This is a genomic window from uncultured Agrobacterium sp., assembly GCF_913777885.1.
Taxonomy (GTDB): Bacteria; Pseudomonadota; Alphaproteobacteria; order Rhizobiales; family Rhizobiaceae; genus Agrobacterium.
On the sequence record NZ_CAJYTV010000018.1, the window covers coordinates 108,029 to 132,512 of the forward strand.

Annotated in this window: 21 protein-coding genes; 5 read left to right on the forward strand and 16 right to left on the reverse strand. The window is 56.8% G+C overall.

What is annotated here, in order from left to right:
* Nucleotides 1-39: 39 nt before the first annotated feature.
* Nucleotides 40-2,172 carry a TonB-dependent siderophore receptor gene (locus tag QZ869_RS17370; RefSeq protein WP_296106215.1) on the reverse strand — a complete coding sequence of 711 codons (2,133 nt, stop codon included), beginning with the start codon at nt 2,170-2,172 and terminating at the stop codon, nt 40-42.
* A gap of 353 nt (nt 2,173-2,525) precedes the next feature.
* On the opposite strand from QZ869_RS17370, the gene QZ869_RS17375 reads away from it, so the two are divergent.
* The 4 genes from QZ869_RS17375 (at nt 2,526) to QZ869_RS17390 (ending at nt 7,161) form a co-directional block, all read left to right on the forward strand.
* The gene (locus QZ869_RS17375) at nt 2,526-3,272 is read left to right on the forward strand and encodes a helix-turn-helix transcriptional regulator (RefSeq protein ID WP_296037874.1); all 747 of its coding nucleotides are present in this window, start codon (nt 2,526-2,528) and stop codon (nt 3,270-3,272) included.
* A gap of 8 nt (nt 3,273-3,280) precedes the next feature.
* A complete protein-coding gene (locus QZ869_RS17380; protein WP_296106217.1) occupies nt 3,281-4,120 on the forward strand; it encodes an ABC transporter ATP-binding protein in 840 nt (279 codons plus the stop codon).
* 62 nt (nt 4,121-4,182) lie between these two features.
* On the forward strand, nt 4,183-6,171 hold the full coding sequence (locus QZ869_RS17385; protein ID WP_296106219.1) for an iron ABC transporter permease: 1,989 nt from the start codon (nt 4,183-4,185) through the stop codon (nt 6,169-6,171).
* Nucleotides 6,172-6,249: 78 nt separating this feature from the next.
* Nucleotides 6,250-7,161: a YiiG family protein gene (locus tag QZ869_RS17390; protein ID WP_296106221.1), complete on the forward strand. Its 912-nt coding sequence runs from the start codon at nt 6,250-6,252 to the stop codon at nt 7,159-7,161.
* Nucleotides 7,162-7,244: 83 nt separating this feature from the next.
* Here QZ869_RS17390 and QZ869_RS17395 read toward each other — a convergent pair whose 3' ends face one another.
* The 12 genes from QZ869_RS17395 to QZ869_RS17450 form a co-directional block, all read right to left on the reverse strand.
* Nucleotides 7,245-8,327 carry an ABC transporter ATP-binding protein gene (locus QZ869_RS17395; protein WP_296037805.1) on the reverse strand — a complete coding sequence of 361 codons (1,083 nt, stop codon included), beginning with the start codon at nt 8,325-8,327 and terminating at the stop codon, nt 7,245-7,247.
* A 5-nt stretch (nt 8,328-8,332) separates the two neighbouring features.
* Entirely contained in the window at nt 8,333-9,163 is an 831-nt protein-coding gene (locus QZ869_RS17400) for a carbohydrate ABC transporter permease (protein ID WP_062426774.1), read from the reverse strand.
* 3 nt (nt 9,164-9,166) lie between these two features.
* The gene (locus tag QZ869_RS17405; protein ID WP_296037871.1) at nt 9,167-10,069 is read right to left on the reverse strand and encodes a carbohydrate ABC transporter permease; all 903 of its coding nucleotides are present in this window, start codon (nt 10,067-10,069) and stop codon (nt 9,167-9,169) included.
* A gap of 240 nt (nt 10,070-10,309) precedes the next feature.
* Entirely contained in the window at nt 10,310-11,569 is a 1,260-nt protein-coding gene (locus QZ869_RS17410; protein WP_296106223.1) for a sugar ABC transporter substrate-binding protein, read from the reverse strand.
* A 33-nt stretch (nt 11,570-11,602) separates the two neighbouring features.
* Nucleotides 11,603-12,778 carry a PLP-dependent transferase gene (locus QZ869_RS17415; RefSeq protein WP_296106225.1) on the reverse strand — a complete coding sequence of 392 codons (1,176 nt, stop codon included), beginning with the start codon at nt 12,776-12,778 and terminating at the stop codon, nt 11,603-11,605.
* Nucleotides 12,775-13,467: a FadR/GntR family transcriptional regulator gene (locus QZ869_RS17420; RefSeq protein WP_296098618.1), complete on the reverse strand. Its 693-nt coding sequence runs from the start codon at nt 13,465-13,467 to the stop codon at nt 12,775-12,777. The genes QZ869_RS17415 and QZ869_RS17420 overlap by 4 nt, the downstream gene beginning before the upstream one ends.
* Nucleotides 13,468-13,786: 319 nt before the next feature.
* A complete protein-coding gene (locus QZ869_RS17425) occupies nt 13,787-15,754 on the reverse strand; it encodes an EAL domain-containing protein (RefSeq protein ID WP_296106226.1) in 1,968 nt (655 codons plus the stop codon).
* 145 nt (nt 15,755-15,899) lie between these two features.
* Nucleotides 15,900-16,673: an exodeoxyribonuclease III gene (gene xth, locus QZ869_RS17430; protein WP_296106228.1), complete on the reverse strand. Its 774-nt coding sequence runs from the start codon at nt 16,671-16,673 to the stop codon at nt 15,900-15,902.
* A gap of 158 nt (nt 16,674-16,831) precedes the next feature.
* Complete coding sequence (locus tag QZ869_RS17435; protein ID WP_296037789.1) at nt 16,832-17,089, reverse strand: hypothetical protein; 258 nt, start codon at nt 17,087-17,089, stop codon at nt 16,832-16,834.
* Nucleotides 17,090-17,302: 213 nt separating this feature from the next.
* A complete protein-coding gene (locus QZ869_RS17440; RefSeq protein ID WP_296106229.1) occupies nt 17,303-17,707 on the reverse strand; it encodes a gamma-glutamylcyclotransferase family protein in 405 nt (134 codons plus the stop codon).
* Between the two features lie 94 nt (nt 17,708-17,801).
* Nucleotides 17,802-19,643 (reverse strand): ABC transporter ATP-binding protein, encoded by a 1,842-nt coding sequence (locus tag QZ869_RS17445; protein ID WP_296106583.1) that lies wholly within the window; start codon nt 19,641-19,643, stop codon nt 17,802-17,804.
* Between the two features lie 69 nt (nt 19,644-19,712).
* On the reverse strand, nt 19,713-20,909 hold the full coding sequence (locus tag QZ869_RS17450) for an aminotransferase class V-fold PLP-dependent enzyme (protein WP_296106230.1): 1,197 nt from the start codon (nt 20,907-20,909) through the stop codon (nt 19,713-19,715).
* Between the two features lie 110 nt (nt 20,910-21,019).
* Between QZ869_RS17450 and QZ869_RS17455 the strand changes: the two genes are divergently transcribed.
* Complete coding sequence (locus QZ869_RS17455) at nt 21,020-21,838, forward strand: IclR family transcriptional regulator (RefSeq protein ID WP_296106232.1); 819 nt, start codon at nt 21,020-21,022, stop codon at nt 21,836-21,838.
* 15 nt (nt 21,839-21,853) lie between these two features.
* Here the strand turns inward: QZ869_RS17455 and QZ869_RS17460 are convergent, their stop codons facing one another.
* Genes QZ869_RS17460 through QZ869_RS17470 form a run of 3 tightly spaced genes read right to left on the reverse strand, consistent with a single transcriptional unit; the run spans nt 21,854 to nt 24,481 of the window.
* Nucleotides 21,854-22,351, reverse strand: a complete 498-nt coding sequence (locus QZ869_RS17460; RefSeq protein WP_296106234.1) for a RidA family protein — start codon at nt 22,349-22,351, stop codon at nt 21,854-21,856.
* Between the two features lie 47 nt (nt 22,352-22,398).
* Nucleotides 22,399-23,601 (reverse strand): amidohydrolase/deacetylase family metallohydrolase, encoded by a 1,203-nt coding sequence (locus QZ869_RS17465; protein ID WP_296083969.1) that lies wholly within the window; start codon nt 23,599-23,601, stop codon nt 22,399-22,401.
* Between the two features lies 1 nt (nt 23,602).
* Complete coding sequence (locus tag QZ869_RS17470; RefSeq protein ID WP_296106236.1) at nt 23,603-24,481, reverse strand: ABC transporter permease; 879 nt, start codon at nt 24,479-24,481, stop codon at nt 23,603-23,605.
* Between the last annotated feature and the right edge of the window lie 3 nt (nt 24,482-24,484).

A 24,484-nucleotide genomic window follows, 5' to 3' on the forward strand; every position in this document is an offset into this window, starting at 1 on the left:
CCGCAGCTCCACCCAGAAACGACCGCCTGTTCGAAGTGCCTACCACTTGACGCTCACAGTTCCCAGGACCGTCAGACCCTGTCCGTAATAGCATTGGGTCGGCGTGTTACAACCAGCGACATAGGTCTTGTCTCCGAGGTTATATCCATTGAGCTGGAACGCGTAACGGTCGTGGTCATAACGGGCGAAAGCATCCACCAGCGTATAGCCTGGCACGAAGAAAGTGTTTGCCGTGTCGCCTGCTGTCTTGCCGATGTGGCGAACACCGGCTCCGACGGTCAGCTTGCCCTCCCAGTTGTCCGGCGTCGGCATGTCGTAGCTGACGAAAAGTGACTGCTGCTGCTTAGGGACGGTATAGGGCATCTTGCCCACCTGAGCCGGCGTCTGGCTTTCGGTGACCTCCGGCTCCTGAAAACTTGCCGCCGCGGTCAGGTTGATGCGATCCCAAAGCGTCGCACTCCCCTCCAACTCTATCCCGCGCACCCGCACTTCATCGGTCTGGTAGTACACACCCGACACGCGATTGACGACATTTTGCTGTGTAGCCTCAAAGCCGGAAAGTGTGACGCTGAAATCCTCGCCATCTGGCGCATATTTGAGGCCGATCTCCTTCAACTCGCCTTTCGTAGGCTTAAGCGGCGTTGGTGCGAGCGTCAGCACTGGCGCAAAAGACGTGGAGTAGAGGGCATAAGGAACGAAGCCGTTATCGAAAACATAAGCGGCGCCGACTCTACCGGTGAAGGCAGAGTGGTCCTGCTGGTAACGCGTCGTGGTACCTGAGCTTATAGCCAGACTGTCGGAATCATTGCTCACGAAGTCCTGGCGAGCACCAAGGGTCACGCGCAGGCCACCCCATTCCATCTGGTCCTGGAGGTAAACTCCGACTTGCTGCTGAGTTTGATCGAGATGAGTGGTGATTGGCGCTGGCTGCACGCCGATGCCGTAAACCGGATTGAAGAGGTCGAGGTTAAGCGTCGTATCGGTCCGCGAACCCGTTCTATTGACTAGATTCTGCCACTGGAGATCAATCCCACCGAGAAGCTTGTGAGCAACCGGCCCGCTGTCGAATTGATATTCGAGGTTCGTGTCGAGTGCCAGTGCGTTCAAAGTTGGCTGTGCATTGTAAGCGAGGCGAGAGAGCGTACGCTGGTCCGCACCAAGACCATTGCTGAAAAGATTCTGGTAATTCACATCCAGATAGGAGTATCGAAAATTCTGCCGAAGAACGAGATCCTCATTCAGCGCGTGCTCAAAGCGGTATCCGATATAGGCGGTTTCCTTATCATAGATTGCCAGTGAGGGATCGCCGTCTGAAAAGTTGCGCGGAATTTTTAGTCCGAGGCTATTGGGAAAGATCGTTCCGACAGCGGGAAGAAGCGATGGTACCTGGCCCGCTTCATCCTTCATGTAAGCGCCATATATCGTCAGGCTTGTATCTTCGTCCGGTGACCATTTGACGGTTGGGCTGATAGCCATTCGGTCATTCTTGCCGAAGTCGTTCATAGTTTCTGCATTGCGGACTACCCCTTCCAGGCGATAGGTAAAGTCGGAGTCCGCCCCGATAGGGCCAGTTACATCGAACCCTAGTTCCTTCTGCTTATAGCTTCCAAAGCGGGTGTAGACTTCTCCTTTAGGGGTTTCCAACGGGTCCTTGCTAACCATGTTCACCACACCGCCGACGTTTGTTTGCCCGAACAGCGCTGAGCTCGGCCCGCGCAGCACTTCCACCCGGTTCAGGAAATAAGGTTCGACACGAAAGCCCGCGTAGCCGCCTGTCTGGTTGGCGATTTGCGGAACCCGTAGCCCGTCCAGATAAAGATCAGCACTGAAACCACGGATACTGAAGTAGTCAGAGCGCGGGTCGTTGCCGTAACGCTGGCCGTTGACATTCGCGCTGTAAAGCAAGCTATCGGCCACCGTTTGCACCGCTCGATCGGTCATCGCACCACGCGTAATTACGGATACCGATTGCGGCGTTTCGGCAATCGGCGTGGTCGTCTTGGTGGCGGAAGCGGAGTTGCTTGCCACATAGCCGCGCTGTTCCACGCGAGCACCTTTTTCTGCAGCACCTTGAATAACGATTGGCTTGAGGACTGTTGCACCGTCAGCGTCTTGCGCTTTCGCATGCTGAGGATGGAGTGCGATTACACCCACGGCGGCAGTCGACATCATGAACAGTAAGCCCCTCACACTAACCGTGTGGTGAGGCGTCATGGGGAGGCGGAGGGCGGCGTTATGCATTGCGGGACCTGTTATAGACTGTTGCCGAAGCGGGACGCTCCGGAAAGTCCGTCTTTTCATCACATCCCGCGCGCTCGGTGGCTTAAGTAGACTTTTTTTATCAGCATTGTCAGGTCAAAATCGAACTTCTACGGGCCACTTAATGACCCGCTTTCTACTTTCATGCCTTTCTGTAGGAAATGGGCCATTCTTTCGTTTTGAAAAACTGAAATGATGTGGCTATGGCTCTCCCGTCACCATCCATTGAAGCGTCCGCGCAGAGAACCGACTTGCACGAATCCGAAATCCGAAAGCCGCAAAGAGCAGCCGATCTTCAAAACGTGCAGCGGCCGATCGCCGCCATGGCACGGACTTATGAACAGAGCGTCGATTTTGGCTGGCACAGCCATCGTCGCGGCCAGCTTTTGCAGATCGTCGACGGCTTCATGACCGCACGAACACCTGACACGTCATTCATCATTCCCAGTGGCTACGGCTTGCTGATCACACCGGAAATCCCCCACGCGGTGCATTCTCATGGGAGGGTATCAATGCAGTCGATTTACATTGAACCGGACCCCGGCGTTTCGCTTCCATGGGAACCGGTTCGCGTGATTGCGACATCCCCACTTCTATCCGCCACCGTCAGCGCGTTTCTGGAACAGCCGACGCTTTATGACGAGGATGCTCGTGGTGGACACCTGGCTGCATTGATCCTTGAAGAGATCGCTCTTGCCCGCGAGGGACCGTTTGCTCTACCGATGCCGAGCGACAGGCGGTTACAGCGGCTTTGCCGCGATCTGACCGAAACCCCATCAATCGATCTCGATATCGATCAATGGGCAGACAATCTCGGCATGAGCCGACGAACCATGACACGGAAATTCCGAACTGAGACCGGTATGAGTTTTGCCGAGTGGCGGCGTCGCTTGCGCACAGCGCATGTCATGCGCCGTCAGGCTGAAGGAGCCAAGCTCGAAGAAGCGGCGGCCGATGTCGGTTACCGCAGCCTGTCCTCTCTGCGCAAAGCTTTGCGCGAGGCGTCGGTGTGACGATCCTCATGAGTCATGCGCCAGCCGACCCAATTGCCGCCGAAGCCGTCGACGTGAGCGTAACCTTTGATGAAGCCACGGCGCTGAAAAACGTGTCCGTTGCCATGGTTGAGGGACGCATTACCACGATATGCGGCGCAAACGGCTCTGGAAAAAGCACTCTTCTGAAATGCCTCGCGGGGCTTGAAAGACCGACTTCTGGTCATGTGCGTCTGGCGGGACAATTGCTGGAAGCGATGCCCCGGCGCACAGTCGCCCGACATATCGCAGTGATGAGCCAAACGCCGGAAACTCCAATAGGCCTGACAGTCGAAGAACTTGTCGAGCAGGGCCGGTACCCTCATCGTCCCTGGCTCGGGCGGCTCTCTGATAACGACTTCACGATTGTCGACAGCGCGATTTCGCGGGTCGATCTTCACCATCTGCGCCACCGCCAAATAACAACTCTTTCTGGCGGCGAAAGACAGCGAGCCTGGCTGGCGATGGCTCTTGCGCAGGAGCCGCGTGTTCTGTTTCTCGATGAACCGACGAGCTTCCTCGATATCAGACATCAGGCGGAACTTCTGACGCTCCTTCGTAGCCTCAATCGAGATGATGGGCTCACGATCGTTGCAGTCCTCCACGACCTCAATCACGTAATGGATATATCTGACGACGTCATACTGATGCGTAGAGGTCAGGTTCTCGCAACAGGTTCGACCAACAACGTGCTTCAAACCAGCCTGTTGCGGCAAGCTTTCGAATGCAGGGTCGACATCGTTGCGCACCCGGATGGAACGGGCAGACAGTACTGCATGGTCGACTGGATCGATGCGCGCTATCGCCCGAACAATGCGGTCTCAACGTGACGGCGAGTTTGCGTTTCATCTCGCCGTCCGCAATGGCATCGGCGATCGCGTGGCCGGTAGCCTTGGCATTTTTTCTGGTGTTGGCGGCCCTTGAACTTCGGGCGGGAAGCAGTCTGGTCAGCTGGCGCGACATCCTGGTGTTTCCATCACAGCCAACGACGCTGGCGCAAGCAATTCTGGAGACTGTCCGTGCGCCTCGTCTGATCGCTGCCGTTCTGACCGGCGCTGCGTTGGCAGTCGCGGGCTCTGTCCTGCAAAGCGTGCTGCGAAATCCTCTGGCCGCGCCGGATATATTGTCCGTTACAAACGGCGCACAGCTTTTCCTCGTGATGTCCACTTTATTGCTGCCTGTGGCCATGCCGCCCCTTATCGCAACCAGCGCCGGCGGTCTGACGGGCGCAATCGCATGCCTCATTCTGGCCGGTGGATTTCGTGCGCCTGCCGGACGACTGGCCCTTGCAGGTGTCGCGATTTCCCTCTGCTTCTCGGCCTTGTCGTCTGCAATCGTGCTTCTGGCCGACGAACGTTCCTCGGGCTTGCTGCTTTGGTCGTCCGGCATTCTGGACCAGACCGGGTGGGGAAAGGTGTTAACGACAGCGCCGGTCATTATCATGTGCGCCGTCACCTTGGTGCTGTTGGCCCGTCAACTCGATCTCCTTGGACTGGGCGAGCAGACCTCCGCCAGTCTGGGCATGACACGGGCTGTCACTCTTATTAGCCTTGCATGCGCCGTTCTCCTGTGCGGCTGCGCCGTAACCCTGGCTGGGCCTGTCGGCTTTATCGGGCTTGCTGTCCCGAATATGCTTCGCGCACTCGGTCTCGCACGGCACCACCGCCACTTACCGCTATCGATGCTTTGGGGTGCCAATATGTTGGTTCTTGCCGATGTGATCACCCAAACGTTGGCAAGCGGTGGCACCATCGTTCCAACAGGTGTGACGGTCGCCTGCCTCGGGGCGCCCATCATGCTGTTTCTTCTGCGCGCCGCGAAGATCGGCGGGGAACGTCGCATTGGTTTGCCAGCGGGAACGACACGCCCGCCCCTCTTCCGCGTTCTTGTCGCTCTGGCCGTGGCAGCTTTTATCAGTGCAACTGCCGGCCTCGCCGCCGGTAACAGCCTTTCCCTCTCGATGAGCGAGATCGTCATCAATCTCGACCTTCGTCTCCCCCGCCTCCTCGTCGCGCTTGGATGCGGGGCATTGCTGGCTGCCGCAGGCAGCGTCATTCAGGCCGTCACACGCAATCCGCTTTGCGGACCGGAAACGTTAGGAATCACACAGGGAGCGGCCTTTTGCAGCCTTCTGGCACTCCTTTCAGGACTATTGCCAGCAACCTTGCCTTTTCAACTCGTGACCTTGGCGGGCGCCTTGGCCGTTGTACTGAGCTTGAACGTCCTTGCCCCCAAGCAGGGGCCTGAAAAATTCGTTCTGGCGGGGGTGGCTATCGCTGCAAGTATCGCTGCGGCTTCAACGATCGTCGTCGTTGAAGCGCGCTTGCAAACTGCGCAGGCGCTTTCCTGGCTGGTGGGCTCCACGCATGCGCGCGGCTACGATGACGTATTCATGTTGATGCCCTGGGTCGTCGGCCTCCTGGTGATCGGCACACTATACGCACGCCACCTCGACACTTTTTTGCTTGGCGATGAAAAAGCCAGATCGCTTGGCCTAATGACAGGCAACGCCGGCCGCTACGCCATGGTCTACGCCGCTGGCGCAGTGGCAGTTGCCGTATCGTCCATTGGCGCTATCAGTTTTATCGGCTTGCTCGCTCCTCATGCCGCCCGCCTTCTCACCGGACCGCGCCATACAAAGAGCCTGCCCGTTGCAATGGCGATCGGTGCTGTTGCCCTTGCGCTCGCAGATACCGTCGGTCGCAGCATCATCGCCCCACTCGAACTCCCAGCCGGGATCGTCACTGCGATCATAGGGGCGCCTGCCTTCACAGTATTGTTGCGCAAAACGCATAACGACCATGTCCGACGACCCACCGTTCGGAGGTTACGGAGGTTGAATGACATTGAGCCGAAAACAGCTGCAAGAAAACGCCCCTGAGAAAAGGGAGCTTTCGGCTTCGTCGCAGCACTTTACTAACATCAAAACAAAACATCGTAGTCGGAAGAGGAGACAAGTTTGAAACGGCTTTTGAAACTGCTGATCGGACTAGCATTCGTCATGGCGTTCGTTCCGAGAGCCTCGGCGCAAACAACAGAAGAAGATCATAACGCGACCGTTGTGAAGATGAATGCCTATGTTGCCTTCATGAACCGTGCGATCCGCGCATCGGACTCGCTCGCTCGATATGAAAGTTGGGTCAACATGAAGAAAGGACCAACTGGAAAAGAACGCATCATCTACGGTCTCTATGCGCCGTATGACGTACGCTCCGAAATCGCAGAAGCCGAAAAAGTCACGGGTGCCGATCCGAAAATGCCCGAGCTGGATACTGCGATGACACGGTTCATCACTGTCTACAAACAGCTCGCGCCCGTCCTCGAAAAGGCCAGCAAATATTATGATCGCTCGGACTACAAGAGCGACAAGATGCAGGGTGGCAAAGAGTTTCACGCCGAAATCATCAAATATGCCGACGAATTTTCCAAGGCACGGTCGGAAGCCGACACGCTCCTGGCGAAGGAGAAGCGAACGATCGATCTGCAGGAATTGGCCGCGCTTGAAAAGGCCGAAGGCAAGACGTCCCACTGGCATGTCCGCAATATCATGATCAAGGCTCAAGCCGTCATGGAGACATTGCCGAGCGGCGACAAAACGAAGGTCGACCTCGCGGCCTATGATAGCTCGCTCAAGGACTACGCGGAGGCCGTCAAAACGTTCGACGACTACGCAACTGAGCATCCAGGCTCATTCCACGTCTTCGAATCCAGCCCTGGAACTCTTCTCAGTAAACTCAGGGATTTTCAGGAGAAACTGGAAAAGTACAAGGGCGATGCGCGTAAAGCTGCAGACGATCTCGAATGGATCTACAACGACTATAATATGATGGTTTCGACGTCTCAGAGTGCAACCATATTCTCGAAAGACTGAAGCGCTTCCCGGGTCCACAATGACTTTCCCCGCGCGTCTTCATGGCGCGGGGAAATCCGCGAGCAACAGGCAGAAAATCTGCATCAGCCTTGATCGGCGTCCACCCGGTCGCCCTTGCTGTCAAACACATGGAGCTTGGCTTCCGGCAAGCCAACACTGATCGATGCACCAGGCTGCAAAAGGGCGCGGTCCGACGAGAAGAGCTTGAAGGGAAGCCCGTGAACCGTCAGGTGTAGAATGATCCCGAGACCTGTCGGCTCAACGAGGTCAACCTTGGCAACCACGCCACCCGTCTGCGGGGCGACGAGCACATGCTCGGGACGTATACCAAGGGTCATCGCCTCGCCATTCTTCAGCGGGATTGTCCGACCGAGTGGCAGCTCGCTACCATCCGGCAGCGCCATTGCGCTTCCATCTGGCTTCTGGACACAATGGCCCTGAAGAAAGTTCATACCCGGTGAACCGATGAATTCTGCAACGAAGAGATTGGCTGGACGATCATAGAGGTCGAGCGGCGCCCCGATCTGCTGCACATATCCGGCATTCATGGCTACGATGCGCGAAGCGAGCGTCATCGCCTCGATCTGATCATGGGTCACGTAGACAGAGGTCGCTCCAAGATCCGCGTGCATCCGCTTGATCTCGGCTCTCATCTGCTCGCGAAGCCGTGCGTCAAGGTTCGACAGGGGTTCGTCAAAGAGGAAGGCTTTTGGCTGGCGAACGATGGCACGGCCCATCGCCACGCGCTGACGCTGGCCACCCGAAAGCGCTTTAGGGCGTCGTGCGAGATAAGGGTCGAGACCGAGCTTGCCGGATGCCGCAGAAACCGCCGCAGCAATGGCATCCTTGGGCCTTTTCCTCAGTCGCAGGCTATAGCTCATATTGTCGGCGACACTCATATGCGGATAGAGCGCGTAGGATTGAAACACCATCGCGATGTCACGATCCTTGGGCTTGAGATCGTTGACCAGTTGGCCGTCAATGGAAAGCGTTCCCGAGGTGATCTCCTCCAGACCCGCAATCATGCGCAGCAACGTCGATTTCCCGCAGCCTGAGGGACCGACGAGCACGACGAACTCGCCATCTTCAATTTTCAGATCGACGCCGTGCAGGACAGGATGGTCGCCGTAGGACTTGGCGACGCGGTTAAGCTCTATGGAAGCCATGGAATTTATCCTTTCACTGCACCGGCCGTCAGGCCCTGCACGAGATATCTTTGAATCAGCAGGAAGAAGAGACAGGCCGGAATGAGCGCCAAAACGCCAGCGGCCATCATCTGCCCGAAATCGACGGAGAATTTCGAGACGAATGTCAGCAGCCCCACGGGGAAGGTCGCGCTCTGATTTCCAGAAATCAGCATCAGCGCAAAGAGCAACTCACTCCAGGCCGCTGTGAAGACGAAGCCGAGCGTTGCTGCGATCCCAGGCAGGGTCAGGGGCAGAATGATCTGGCGGAACGCGGTGAAGCGGCTGGCGCCATCAATCATGGCTGCCTCCTCGAGATCCTTCGGAATGCCATCGAAGAACGACTGCATGAGGAACGTCGCGAAAGGTACGTTGAACGCCGTGTAGACGATGACGAGGCCCGTTAGGCTGTTGGTCAGCCCCAAGGGCGATAGCATTTTGAAAATCGGTGCCACCAGCATGACCAACGGAAACATCTGGGTGATCAGCATCAGGGCGATGATCCAGTATTTCCCGCGAAACTGAAAGCGAGACAGCGCATAGCCGGAGAGCGATGAAAGCACCGTCACGGCAAAGGCGGTCGATCCGGCCACGATGACGCTGTTCTTGAAGAATGTCGGAAATGCACTGTTCTCGATTACGAAGCGATAGTGGTCGAAGGTCGCGCGCGACGGCCAAAGGCGCACGCCTTCGCTATAGAGCAAGTCGTTCGGGGTGACCGAGACTTTAAGCAGCCAGAAGAGAGGAAAGAGCGCAAAGGCTATGTAGACGAGGATCGCCAGACGGTGCGCGACGGTAAGAAAAATTCGGCCGGTCACGGATCAATCCTTCTCGATAAGGCGCTGGCGCATGATGACGATCAGCATGGAGTAAGCGAGCAGAAGGACCAGAAGAACCAGCGCGATTGCCGAGGCATAGCCAAAATCCAGCCGCTTGAAGGCCTGGGTGAATATGTAGCTTGCAACGATTTGCGTGCGGTCGGCTGGCCCACCATTGGTCATGACGATGATGAGGTCGGCAAAATTGGCGATCCAGACGGTACGAAGCAGAACGGTAATCGCGATCGTCGGCGCGAGAAAGGGCAAGGTGATTGACGTGAAGCGCTGAAGCGGGCTCGCGCCATCGATGGAGGCAGCTTCGTAAAGATCACGCGGAATGGCCTGCAAGGCAGCAAGCAAAGTGATGGCGAAAAACGGAATTCCCCACCAGACATTGGCGATGATCGGACCCCACATGGCCAGGTGCGGATCCGCCAGAATATTGTTCGGCGCAGAGAGCATTCCGAGCGATGTCATCCAGTACGGCAGCGGCCCAATCACCGGGTTGAACAACCATGCCCAATTCAGCCCAGCGAGAAAGGTAGGAACGGCCCAGGGAAGGAAGACCAGTGCCTGAGCAATGCCACGCCCGGCAAAAGGTTTGTCGAGCAGAAGGGCCAGAATGAGGCCAAAGAAGAATTGCAGGAATACCGAAGCGCCTGTCCACCAAAGCGTGTTCTGCAGCGCGCGGTAGAAAGCGGCATCCTGGGACAGGGTCTTGAAGTGCTCAAGCCCAACGAAGCCCCCGGAGAACGGCTTGAGCAATTGAACATCGCGGAATGCGTAAGAAAGCCCGAGCACCAATGGCACCATCATCACCGTGACGATAAGAACAAGGACTGGCGCGCTATAAAGCCAGGGTTCGGCTGCCGCAGCGAGTCTTCGCGACATGGGTTTGCGCGACATCGCAGGTGCGGCGCTTGAAAATGACGACATCAATTGCTCCTCAGCGTATTGATTTCTAGGCCGATGGCCATGCGCTGATCTCAGCTTTGAAACACGTCGCAAATGCCCACTCTGATTTTGCGACAAGCTTTTCAGATAAAACAATAGGTTATTACGCTATAGTTAATCTAGTTTATCACGAGACGATATATAGCTGACATGGGAAGCGGCGCGCCATTTAGCGGCGCACCGCCAGCCCTGTTACTTGGATTGCAGGAACTTCTGCTGAGCCTTCGTCATGTAGTCGGCCCACTGCTTGGCGAGGTCTTCAGGGGTAATATCACCAAGAAGAGCTTCCTGAGAGGTCTTGATCACGAGCGAATCCTTGAAGAAAGCAAACTCTTCGAGATAGGTCGGCATGGTTGTCGGCACCGCGTTCTTGTCGGCCAGTTCCTCGAACCAGCCCTTGAACTGCTCGCTGGCGTAAAAAGGGTCTTTCTCGGCGGAGGTATGAACCGGAAGAGCGCCGGTTTTCTTGTTCCACTCGATATTGCCTTCAGGTCCTTCTAGCGTCTCGATAAGCTTCCAGGAAAGATCCTTGTCCTTCGAAGAGGCCATCATCGACCAGCCGGCGAAACCGATCGTCGGGAAGGTCTTGCCATCCGGTCCCTTCGGCATGGTCATGACACCGAAATCTTCGCTTTTCATGCGCTGTGCGATGGCGATCAGAGCGTCCGGATCCTGATCGAGAAAAGCGCAGGTGCCGGAGTAGAAGCCAGCGACGATTTCGTTGAAGCCCCAGTTGACGCTATCCTTCGGTGCATAACCGTTCTTGTAGAGATCGACGAGATAGGTCAGACCCTTGACCCAGCCTGGGCTGTCAAATGTGGATTTTCCATCCTTGGTGAAGAACTCGTTGGAGCCCGCCATGGAGGCACCGAACATGACCCAGCCGTTTAGACCGCCCGGCCCACCGCGCAAGCAATAGCCATACTTGCCGGGAATGACCGAAATTTTCTTGGACGCGTCTGCGAACTCTTCCAAGGTCTTTGGTGGCTCCTTCACGCCGGCCTGTTCGAGCAGCTTCTTGTTGTAGAACATGGCGCGCAAGTAGAAGCCGTAGGGCAGCATGTAGGCGGTATCTTTGACATCGCGGCCAAGCTCCAGGGCTCGCGGTGTCAGACCGGGTGTATATTCCCACTTGGCCAGATAGGGCTCAAGGCTTTCGAGCATGCCATTGTTGGCATAGAGGGACAGCCAGGTGTCAGGCATTTCCATAACGTCGGGAACATCGCCTGCCGATACCATCGTAGCGAACTTCTGGAACGCTTCGTTCCAGGGAAGCGAAATGATGTCGACCTTAGTGCCAGGATTGGCAGCCTCGAATTTGCTGACGAGGCTCTTCAGCGTCTCGGTGCGCTCGGGGCTGGTGATGACCTCCACAAGTTTCAGGGTTGTGTCGGCAAGCGCCGTTCCTGCCATCATCGCCGTAAAGAATGCTGCTGCTACCAGTTTTTTCATGTCGTTCTCCCTTTTTGTTGTCGTCAAGATGCGTCAGGCTGCGGCAGACGCCGCTCTGATTGCTGGTTCAAGATCGTTCCAGAGAGCCTCGGTGCCCTCCAGACCCACATGCAGGCGTACGGAGCGCGCGCTGATGCCGAAAGTGTGCGCGGAATTCGGCTGCGCCTTCTGCTCAAGCACCACTTCGCCAGGGACGATCAGGCTTTCATGCCCGCCCCAGGAGACCCCCAATTTGAAAAGCTGAAGTTTGTCGGCGAAAGCCCGCACGTCCACCCCTTCACGGAAAATGAAGGAGAAGAGACCGGACGTGCCGTTCAGCCCAGGCGGAAGCCGGTTCGCGAGCCCCGGATGGCAAACGGTCTCCACAACATCGAGCGCCTGCAGGCGCGATGCAATCGCAAGCGCCGATTCCTGATGCGCCTTCATGCGGATGGGTAGCGTGCGAAGCCCTCGGATCAACAGCCACGCATCGAATGGAGACATCTTGCCGCCGAGATAGGGATAGGCCTCAGCCCGGATGCGGTCGATCATGGCCTTTGAACCGGCAACGACACCGGAAACCACATCGCTGTGACCGCCAAGATATTTGGAAGCGGAATGCACCACCATGTCGACGCCAAGCGCCAAGGGCTTCTGGAAAATCGGACTTGCCCAGGAGTTGTCGATCACGGAAATCGCACCATGGCGTTTGGCAATCGCAGCCAATGCACCGACATCGTGGGCCTCCATTACCCAGCTTGTTGGACTTTCCATGTAAAAGAGCTTGGCGCCCGGCATAGCCTTCTCGACAGCGGCCTCATCGCGACCATCGACATAGATCACCTCGACCTGCATTCGCTTCATCAAGGTGCCAAAAAGGCGAAACGCATCAGGATAGACGTGGCGTACCGCAACGATGCGATCGCCAGGAGAAACGAAAGACAGAACGGTGGAGGAAATCGCTGACATGCCACTGGCAAAGCCAAGCGCATCTTCAGCACCTTCGAGCTTTGCGAGCATCTCTTCAAACATGCGAACAGTCGGGTTCAGCCCGCGGGTGTAAACAGGACGGCTCTTTTCGCCGCGATAGGTTGCGACCATCTCATCGTAAGTTGAGAACGTGAAAAGAGATGTCTGGACCAGAGGTGGCACCACAGCTTCGAAAGCGTGAGTATCATCATGGGCAACGATCAGCGATGCAGCATCGAAAAAATCAGAGCCTTGGCTCATTTGGACATGTCCTTGATATCTTCCTCGACAATGGCGAGAATTTTCAGTGTTTCCTGCCGCGCTGCCACGGGGTCTGCGGCAACGATGGCGTTGAAGAGGGTACGGTGAAAGGGAAAGGAGCGGGATGCAAAGTCAGGCCTATCAAACGGCTTGGACCAGAAGCGCTCGAAACCTTCGCGCATCTGTTCGAGCAACTGCTTGAACAGCGAATTATGAGTGGCGTCATAGATGGAGAGGTGAAAGGCAAGATCCGCCTTGCCGGACGTTCCCTCGGCGAGATGAACACGCTCCATCTCCTCCAAGCGCAGACGCATGGTTTCGATGTCGTCGTCGGTGCGACGACGAGCCGCCGCCATCGACGCCTCGACCTCGATGCCGCGCCGCACTTCCAGCGTCATCAAAAGCGCATCGCGCAGGCTCTCTGCCTCGATGGAGATGGGCATATGCACAGTCGCGGTGGAGATCGGCTTTAAAAGATAATTGCCGCTTCCCTTGCGGGAGTCGATAATCCCAAGAGCTTGGAATTTGCGGATCACTTCACGAATGGTGGAGCGCCCGACGCCTAGCGCCGACATCAACTCACGCTCGGCAGGCAGACGGCTTCCCGGTTTCAGGTCAGCCCGCTCGACAAACTCAACAAGCGCGCCCTCGACCTGCCGCACCCGGTCCATGACCGGTAGAGGAGCCATCGCGTGCTTTTCGAGTGTCTGATCCATTTGCCCCCGCAATATCAGCCCATCAAAATTGGTCTGACATCTTACCGATTAACATAATCTTCATTTTGTGAGGGCGTCAAGCGTCGACAGTGCGAGTTTTTCGCCGCCTGCATTCTAAAGAAATCAGACTTCATGCTGCGCGGATTTGGGGAGGGCTTCTCACCGCCTATGCAACGGAATGCAGGTAGCTCAAATCCGCAGAGCTTTGCCTACCTCCCCTCAGAAGAGACTGTTACTTGCATGAGTCAACGATCCACAATTAGGCTCAGAACGGGTTCTCGCCGCGTCAGTGTCAGTTTCCTGAAATCTTCGAACTCGACTGATTGCGTTGCTCAATCATGGCCAGCACCTCGGGTCGCGGTATCGCTTTAGAGAAGTAATAGCCCTGCGCGAAAGCACATCCGAGGCTTTTCACCATATGGAGATCTTCTTTCGTTTCGACACCTTCGGCAACAACTTCGAAACCGAGCGCGTCTGAAAACTTTACCATCGCCTCGATCAGTGAACTGTTTGTAGAGCCAGCGCGCGTTCCCGTGACGAATGATCTGTCGATTTTCAGCCGGGTGATCTGCAATTGCTGCAGGGTCGCCAAGGAAGAGTATCCCGTCCCGAAGTCATCGATCGCCAACCTGACATTCTTCTCCGACAGAGAGTTTAGACGCAATTTGACATTTTCCTGATCGATGGTCGCGTCCTCGGTGATTTCCAGTTCGATCCTGCTCAGTGCAATCCCGTCAGCACTGAAGCACTCCGTGATCAGGGCCTCGACATCGTTGCGCGCAAGCTCTCGAGGAGAAATGTTGATAGCGATCATGACGTCGCTCTCGCCAAGCGCACAGAGGGTGGTTGCAACATCCTTGAATATATATTTTAAAAGTTCACCCGAGCGTCCAATCGATGAGGCAGCAGATACGATCTTGGGTGGCGAAATCCACCCCAGTCGAGGATGGTTCCAACGCAGCAAAGCCTCAAGGCTTTCAATCTGCTGCGTATCGCTGCGAACAATCGGCTGGTACCAAACCTCGAGGTTTTGCTGGGCAAGAGCTTCTATCAGACCGATTTCAATATCGCGGCGCCTTTCGATTTCATCGCGCAGATCGGCATCGAAAATCCTGAATTGATTGCGACCGTCTTCCTTGGCCGCATACAAGGCAATATCCGAGCACATTAAGGCATCGTCCAAGGCCGCGCCTGAGCCATAGTAAACACCGATGCTGACACCGAATGTCAGAGGCTCGATCCCCGGGTAAGGGCGAGAGACTGCGCTGATCAATGTCTTCGCCAGAAACCGGAAGCTGGAATCGGCACAGGGCTGCGTCAAGACAATGGCAAATTCATCACCACCAAGACGCGCTGCAAAACCGTGCTGGCCGATAACTTCCTCTATCCGTTTGGCGGCTTCGATGAGAACCCGGTCGCCAGCCTGATGCCCGAAAGCGTCGTTGATCGACTTGAACCCGTCGAGGTCCAGCATGAACATGACATTGTCTGCCTGAAGGGCAAAAATGGGCTCTGCTCGATCCGAAAAGCCGTGCCGGTTGAGCAGCCCGGTCAGTTTGTCGATCCCCATAAGTTCAGAGGCGGTTCGCGCCAGCATCAGGGCCTGATTTGTCGTCTTCTCCAACTGACCAGAAAGAGCAATCGCTTCATTTCTCTTCCTGCTGTCATTGCAGAACAGTCTCTCGTTCACTCTGGCCCCACGAATGAGAGCAAAAAGGTAAAGGCCGACAGTGATTGAGATCAGCAGTTTGTCGAGACCGCCCGACTGTTCAAGCCAATACGCGCTGGTGAGAAGTGGCGGCGTGATAAATGCGGTGGGCACATTGGCGAACGAGTATCCGTAGGTCACTGCCCCAGCAGTGATACCGCACACGATCAGCGCGTAGAACAATGTCTGAGGAGATGTGTACCAGTCGCAAAGCACTGGAACCCACGCCCACACAAGGCCCGATGCCAATGCGAGGACGATATGCAGGCGCAGATAGTTTTGGGTCGTTCTATTCGAGGCCTCGAGGTCAGCGGCGGAGCCTCCGCTTGGCATCGTCGGCAACGGAAACTTGCTGGCAACCAGTCTTGCAGCGTTCGCCACCGTTGACAGGAGAAACCAGATCGCGCCCGCTCTACCGTTGCCATAATAGGTAGCCACTACCAAGGCACAAAGTCCCAGCACGATGTTGATCGGTATCGATAGCGCAACCATCTTCCTTAGAGTGACCAGCTGATCTCTCTTCACGCTGGCATGGAAAGTTACCGAAGTCATGGAGCGGCAATATCCTAAAATGAGAATTGCCTAATGTTATTCACCACAACCTACGGAAGTGTAAACGTTCGAGAGTGTGAACGTTCATACAGCGAGCGTGGGATAGCCAGCGTCATCCACTCTGCCAGAACGGCTACTTAACGGACTAATCTTCCAACTCGATCCATACCGGTGCATGGTCGCTGCTGCGATCCCTTCCTCTCGCATGCTTGTCGACTTCGGCGGCGACAAGACGGCAAGCAGCTTCCGGGCTAAGAAGGAAGTGATCGATCCTGAGACCAGCATCTCGGCTAAAAGCGTTCCTGAAATAATCCCAGAATGTGAAGACGCGCTCGTCAGGATGCAGATATCTCAGAGCGTCCGTCCACCCTTGGTCAACGATCGCCTTTAAGGCGTTTCGCACCTCGATGCGAAAGAGCGCATCGTTCTTCCATCGCTCCGGTTTGTAGACATCGAGTTCAGTCGGCATGACGTTGTAATCGCCGACGAGGATCGAAGAGACGTTGAGCTTGAGAAGCTCTTCAGCGTAAGCCCGCAACCGTTTGAGCCATCTGAGCTTGTAATTGAATCTTGGACCGGGATAGGGATTGCCGTTAGGAGCATAGAGACAGCCGATCAACATCCCATCGACGATCGCTTCGATGTAGCGGCTTTGATCGTCCTTGCTATCGCCTGGCAACGTCCGTCTCGTGAGATGCGGCTGCTGGCCTTTGGCCAGGATTGCTACACCATTCCAGGATTTCTGCCCCAGCCAAACGGCACCATAGCAGGCCGCCTCTATCGCCTTGATCGGAAACTTGTTCTGCGGGGCTTTCAACTCTTGAAGACAGACAATGTCCGGCGACGCCTCATCAAGCCAATGGATAAGGTTCGCCAGCCGCCCGTTCACACCATTGACGTTGTAGGTCGCAATTTTCAAGTTTTGACCTCGTCCATACCGTGCAACGCCGTACGAGCCTTTAGCACCGGCGGCGCAGAAAGACCGAGCGTCAGACGCTCGGCCTTGTCATTTCAAATTTTGCGATCCACCGCATATTCGGGCGCTCTACACAGGCTCATTTAATGAGAGCCCGCACCTCAACTGCGGTCCGTATCGCCATTTTGAAATGTCTGGCGTGCATTGTTCTGAGGCGGCTCGAAGTCGTCAACGGGGGACGGCACGGGTTCAACAGGATCGTGCTCAACACCCTCTGCAGCGGGCCAGTCATTGGATGGCTCGTGGACCTGCTCCTCGTCGACTGTCCCAGTCGACGTTGGCGGCGATACGCCACCGCCATGATCTGCCGACCATGTCTGCGTGTCGTTTTTGTTGTTCTGATTGGATTTGTCGTTCATCACCAAACTCCCAAGTTGCGAAAGCTAACCCGGTAGAACGAGAGTTGTTCCGCGCAAAAGGTTCTGCTCTGCTAACTCGCTCAAGATGCAGGTTGCCATGGCCTGCCGGCACAATCGTTGATCATTCTCTGATCTGTTGCTGCGCGTCGGATCTTCCTAAAGGCTACGCCGGAAGCTCGCCGCTCATCGTTTGAGCCGCAAGCCCGTGTGCCTTTATCTCTCCCACGGGGGAACGAAGCGGCGATCTTGGTAATCCGCGAGGTATCCCGAATGAATCGGGTTCAGCCAGTTATCACCCTTGAAGAAACCGATGGCGGACACGACCATCCCGCCATCGACCGGCGTGACGTCAAGAGCTGACCGAAAGCTTCTTTCCGTGCCAACGTTTTCCAAGGCGTCGAGTACACCAAGCCTCTCGTTATCGATCTCGAACAATTCGCCGCGAACGCGAAGCCCCTGCCCGGGTCGATCCAGCATCATCGGGCCGAAAAAATCGGCAGCAATGTAAAGTGGATAGGGCTTTAGCGTTTGCACATCGCCACTGTAGCGAGCGCCGGACAGACCCTTATCGTGGAGAGCAAAGCCTCGTTTTAATGTCCCATAAATAAATACGTTCAATGCGAACTCCTACAATGCCGCAGGTACGAACGCAGCATTTGGAGAAGTCGTTCCGGTTGGATTGCGCACAACCAAAGGCGTTGAGCGATCAATGTCAATTCTCAGCTACGAGATGACCCTTCGAGACTTCACGAAACCGCGCAGGCATAACCTTGTACTCTACCGGGCGTATGGGGCTCTTCAGTTCCTCGACGACAGCCGCGCCCTTCACCCGGCGACGCTCCGGGTCGGGAACCGGCACCGCAGCCATGAGGCGCTTCGTATAGGAATGCTGCGGGTTACCGAAAACGGCAGCGCGCGGCCCGATCTCGACAATCTCGCCGAGATACATGACCGCTACCCGATGACTAACGCGCTCTACAACAGCCATGTCGTGGGAGATGAACAGGAACGACAATCCGAGGCTTTGCTGAAGGTCAAGCATTAGATTGATGACCTGCGCTTTGACCGATACATCCAGCGCCGACACGCTTTCATCGGCCACGATGACCTTCGGCTTCAGGGCCAATGCGCGTGCGATACATACGCGCTGCCTCTGCCCGCCGGAAAACTCGTGCGGGTAGCGTCCCGCCATGTCCGGTGTGAGGCCGACCTTTGTCAGCATGTCCGCGACGACGACCTTCGCCTCTTTCGCATTTCCCATCTTGTGCTCAAGGAACGGCTCGGCAATTGCCGCACCGACGGTCATGCGCGGATTGAGCGAGGCAAACGGATCCTGGAAAATCATCTGGACGGATTTTCGCATCTCGCGCATCTCTCTTTTGTCCAGCGCCAGTACATCGCGCCCCTCTACGATTACAGAGCCACTATCCGGCTCGATCAGGCGCATAATTGCGCGTCCTGTCGTCGACTTGCCGCATCCGGATTCGCCCACGAGGGAGAGCGTTTCACCCGCCTGAAGATCGAAGGATACATTCTCTACCGCGTGTACGCGTCCGGTCAACGAACCGAAAAGGCCGGAATGAATGTCGAAGCGCTTGGTGAGATTGCGAACTTCCAACACGGGACGACCTTCAACAACGGTGTCCTTCACCTCGACAGGCACATCCGACTTACCTGTCCCTACATCCACCACCGGAAAGCGTAGAGGTTTCTGGTGTGCTTGCATGGAGCCTAAAACCGGGACGGCAGACAGAAGAGCGCGGGTGTAGGGATGCTGTCCGCGGTGGAAGATATCTGCCGTCGCGCCAGTCTCAACCTGCTCCCCACGGAACATGACCACAGTGCGGTCCGCGATTTCGGCAACGACTCCCATGTCGTGGGTAATGAAGAGAACGGATGTCCCCTCCTCCTCCTGCAACATCTTGATGAGATCAAGGATCTGGCCCTGAATGGTAACGTCGAGTGCAGTGGTTGGTTCGTCGGCGATCAAGAGAGCGGGTTTGGTTGCCAGTGCCATGGCAATCATCACGCGCTGGCGCATGCCGCCGGAAAAGCGGTGGGGATATTCGTCGAAGCGAGACGCCGCAGACGGGATGCGCACCTTCTCCAGAATACGGATGGTCTCGGCACGCGCATCCGCCTTGCTCATCGGCAAGTGCGAAAGCAACGCCTCGGAGATCTGATCACCGATGGTGAGCAACGGATTGAGGCTCGTCATCGGTTCCTGAAAGATCATCGCAACATCGTTGCCGCGCACCTTGCGCATCTCTTGCTCCGAAAGAGCAAGAAGATCGCGCCCGCCGAGCAAGACCTTACCCTCTATCCTGCTCATATCCGGCTGCAACAGTCGCATGATGGAGAGCGATGTGACCGACTTGCCGGAGCCGCTTTCACCGACGATGGCAACCGTCTCACCGGGCATCACCGTAAAGGAAATGTCACGCACTACCGGTTTCCAGGCGCCATCGACAAGGAAGGAGGTTCTGAGCTTTTCCACCGCCAGAACCGGGCCGGTCGCCGGCTCGGTTGTGGTCTTGTTCAGGGTGCTGGACATCATCATCGTCATTCCTCATCAGACTTCGTGGAAGCGGCAGGGCGTTACCCCCCTCGCCGATCGAAAGGCTCAGTCGGGCCAGCGCAAGGCGCCATCGAAACGATGGCGGCTCAAGTCCTCGAACGGCGTGGCGATCACCTCGTTCGAAGCGCGTGCAGTATCCAGTTCCTCAGCAAGCCGGGCTGCGACAATGCGTTCCTGGCCGGGGTGGAGATTGCAGGGGTCCAGGTAGAAGTAATGATGTTCGACCTCATGGTCGCGCACGATGATCGGTGTCGGGCCACTGCGAAGACGTGCGGCAAGATCCCACGCGGTGATATGGGCTTCCTGCGGCGAGACGATCACGCGCATACGATCGAGAGGATTGTTGGTCGGGTCCGGCTCGATCAAGGCGGTGATGCCGGGGCGGTTGGCAAGCGTTTGCTTCCAGAGGTTCAGATAGCCGGTCTCCCGGTCCCGAATGCCGGCGTGGTCCCGCTTTTCCCAAGCCTCCAAAGCCGCCATGACGCCGAAGATGCTTTCCTTGCCAACCTTCATGCCCCGACCGATCCCCATATTCTGAAGGAAGGCGTTGCGCACGAGTTCTTTCTTGCCAGCCACGATGCCGGAGGTCGGGCCACCAAGGAACTTGTGGCCGGAATAGAGCGCGATATCGGCGCCCTGTTCAAGGAATATCCGCAGGTCGTATTCGGATGCGGCATCAACAATGACCGGCACGCCCTTGGCATGCGCGATCTCGACGAATTCCTTGAGATTGAGCAAGCCGTAATCCACCACATGATGCGACACGACATAAACGGCAGCCGCTGTCCGATCGGTGATGGCATTTTCCATGTGATAGCGATGCGTGGAGGTCGCCTGGCCGATCATCACCACCTTGCCGCCTGCAAGCCGGATCGACTGATCGACCGGCGCGCCATAGCTGACGACATGCCCCATCTGCACCAGAACCTCGCTCTTCGGTGACGAGGTGTCCGGCAGTTTTTCGATCGCCAGAAGGTCAGGACCAGTGATTGTGGCAGCCACCGCAAGGCTGATGCCGGCGGAGCAGGACGCCGTAACGAAACCAGCTTCGCCGCCCGTCAAACGCGCAATGATGGTGCTTGCCTTGCGTTGAAGGTCGTTGATCTCCACGAATTGCGGTAGGATCGCCGTCATGGCCTCGATCGCTTCCGGAACCACAATGGACGCACCGAGGCTCGTCATCGTGCCTGAAACATTGATGACGGGGCGAAGTCCCATCTTCGTGCGGATATCGTCTGACATTCTCTTTCTCCAGTCTGTCGGCCTGTCTGGCCGTGATTTCTATTGCCCCGTGAGAGCCTATGCCATAATAACGCAATAGGTTCTTTGATCCGCGGGAGCGTGAATTGGATATGACGTCTTCATCTGCTGAAGCCTCCGAGCTTTCCTCGTCCGAGGACGTCGGAAAGGTGCGCCGCTCGCGCGTCAGCGGCATCGACCGCGCCATTCAGGTCATCGACTATCTGTATGAAACCGGCGCCCCGGCGGGTGCCTACGCCATCGCCAAGGCAGTGAAGGCGCCGCTTTCCACGATTTATGCCATCATTGATGACCTCGTGGACAAGAACATGCTTGCTCGTAGCGACGACGGCAGCATCTGGCTTGGCGCCCGCCTCTATCATTACGGCCTCGCCTATGCGCGCTCGCTGGATTTCATGAGTGTCGCCATGCATGAGATGCACGATCTCTGCCGAGCTGCCGGTGAAACGGTCCAGGTGTGTGGGCGCGACGACGAGCATATGCTGGTCCTCGCCATGGCCGATGGCCCAAGCCATTTCCAGGTGGCGTCGCGCGTTGGAACGCGCGTGCCGCTGAACTGGACGGCCTCTGGGCGCCTTCTGGTGGGCCACATGCCGGAAGAGCAACGCATCGACCTCTTCAAGCGTGGCGCGCGCATATCGCCGACCGGACGCGCCACAATCGATGCCAAGAGCCTTTCGGACGCGGCGCGCAAGGCCTTTGAAGAACGCCTGTCGATCCAGGCGGGCGAATCCGATTACTCGGTTGCCTGCATCGCCTCCCCGATCGTCGACAATCGCGGAGACTGCGTTGCGACGATTTCCATCGTTCTCCCCGAACAGAAAATCGTGGCCGACAAGACCGGCTATGCAGACCGGGTCAAGGCGTCGGCCGCACGGATCGAACAGTTGATGGGATGGCGCAACCACTAATCGTCTCCTTGCCGGTCAATCCTGCAACGCGATGATCGCTTCGATCTCGACGGTGATGTTTCCTGGAAGCGAACCAAAGCCGACGGCAGAGCGGGCATGGCGTCCCGCTTCGCCGAAGACGGCATTGAACAGGTCAGAGCAGCCGTTGATGACCTGCGGATGATCCTTGAAGTCGGGTGAGGCATTGACCATGCCAAGAAGCTTCACCACCCGTTTGACGCGGGAAAGATCGCCCAGCGCCTCGTTCATCACCGCCAGTAGATTGATGCCCGTCAACCTCGCATCCTCATAGGCCTGCTCGACCGAGACATCCACGCCAACCTTGCCGGTATGCATGAAACCATTTGCTTCTCGTGGCCCTTGCCCGGACAGATAAAGCATGTTGCCTTCAACGACATGGGTCACAAAGTTTGCGATGGGCGGCGGTGCGGGCGGCAGGTCTATGCCGAGCGCGGAAAGCCGATCGTGCGGCGTCTGCGCCTTGGCTTCGATCTTGATCGGGGACTGTGTCACGCGAACTCCTGTCATCTTTTCATTCATTCCAGCGGCAATCCGCCATCCTATCGGTACGAGTAGCCGTGGCTGTGCCGCACAAGCTTGCGCGCGCGGGGTATGTAACGGCTAGCAGCAACGGCCTCTCCGCCGATGACCGCGTAGCGTGGCTCGAAGAGCTGCTTCAGCACCGAGACATCGCCATTGGAGTCGGTTGCTTCCAGATCGGAATCGACGAGATCGAAAATGGTGAAATCGGCGCGCGCGCCAACGGAAAGCCGGTTCTGCATATCGAGCTTGATGACCTCAGCCGGCGCATGGGTCACGGCGTTCACCACCTTGTCGAAGGGCATGCCGACCGAAAGCAGCTTGGACATGGTGGTGGCCAGATCCCAGACCGGGAAGTTCATCGAGTGGCCGTGCAGGTCGGTCGAGATCGAGTGCGGCAGAAGCCCGCGCGCAATCGCCGCTTCCGCCACCTTGAAGGAGAATGATGCTCCCCCATGGCCTATATCGAGCCTCACACCTTCGGATGCGCAACGCTCCGCCAGATTGAACAAATCCTCGTCCTCCATGATCGAGGAGCCGGATTTGCCGTTGAAGCAGTGGGTTACGACATCGCCGGGGCCCAAGATTTCCAGCACCTCATCATAGAGTGCTGGTGGCTCGCCGACATGAACCATCATCGGCACCTTGAGGATCTTAGCGATCTTCTTGCCAAGCTTGACCGGTGTCACACCCCATGATCCGGTGATCACATGGCTGGCGCGAACCTTGATGCCGACAATATGCTCGCTATTTTCGGCGTAGCATTCGAGAATGCGATCGAGGTCGATATCCCTGATATCGCGCAGTTCTGCCACACGGTTGCAGGCCACAAGCCCGATCGAACCGAGATTGAGGAACGCCTTAATGCGTTCTCTCGACGGCTCGATGATGTACTCCCTGAAACCATGGAAATTGGCTTCACCTGCCGAACCGGCATCCACCAACGTCGTCACGCCGCGCTCAGCACCACACTCGGAAGGTCGGATCGAGATATCGGTTCCGCCGTGCCAGATGTGAACATGAAGATCGACCCAACCTGGCGAAATCCAAGCACCTTTGCCGTCGATCACGGTCGCATCGTCAGACGCAAGCGCCGGTCCAATAGCGGCAATCTTGCCCTCGCCGTTCACCAGAATATCGGTGGCGACATCTTTATCACCTGCGCCAAAAGCCATGGGCTTGACGTTCTTGATCAGCAGCGGCTTTGCGTGTTGACCGGTCATATTACAAATCCCTTCGTAGTCTTGGATCGAGCATGTCCCGCAACCCGTCGCCGACCATTTGCAGCGACAGAACGGAAAGAATGATGGCAAAGCCGGGGAAGTAGGTCATCCAGTCGGCTTGTCCGATATATTGGCGGCCCGCGGCAATCATCGTGCCCCAGGTCGGAATTTCCGGGCTGACACCCAGCCCGAGGAAAGACAGACCCGCTTCCGCCAGCATGGCGCTGGCAAACAGGAACGAGGCCTGCACCAGGATCGGCGACAACAGATTGCGCAGCACATGGCGCGTCATGATGTGAAAGGTGGAGATGCCCAGCGCCTGAGCGGCCTCGACATAAGGAAGCTCCCTGATGACGAGCGTAGAGGCGCGCACGATACGGGCAAGACGCGGCGAATAGACAATCGACAAGGCAATGATGACGGTGGTGAGCGATGGCCCCAATGCTGCGACAAGCGCAATGGCAAGAAGAATGTCCGGGAAAGCCATCATCGCATCGATCAGGCGTGCAATCGGTGTGTCCAACCGCTTGAAGAAGCCGGCGAGCAGACCAAGCGTCACACCGATGATCGCGGACAAAGAAACAACGGACGCGCCCACAAGCAGCGACAATCGGCCTGCATAAATGGTGCGCGAGAAGACGTCGCGGCCAAACTCATCCGTGCCGAACCAGAAGGTTTCGCTGGGCGGCTTCAGACGATTGACGATGGAAAGCTTGGAAGGCGAGTAAGGCGCAATCCAGGGCGCGAGTGCGGCCAGAACAACGAAGATAACAAGCACGAACAGGCCGAAGGCAACCGTCTTGCGTTTCAGAAAGCGTTTCAGAAACTTCGTGCCTTCGCTTGCTGCAGGCGTTGGAGTGGTCGTGGCAATATCCGTCATCGG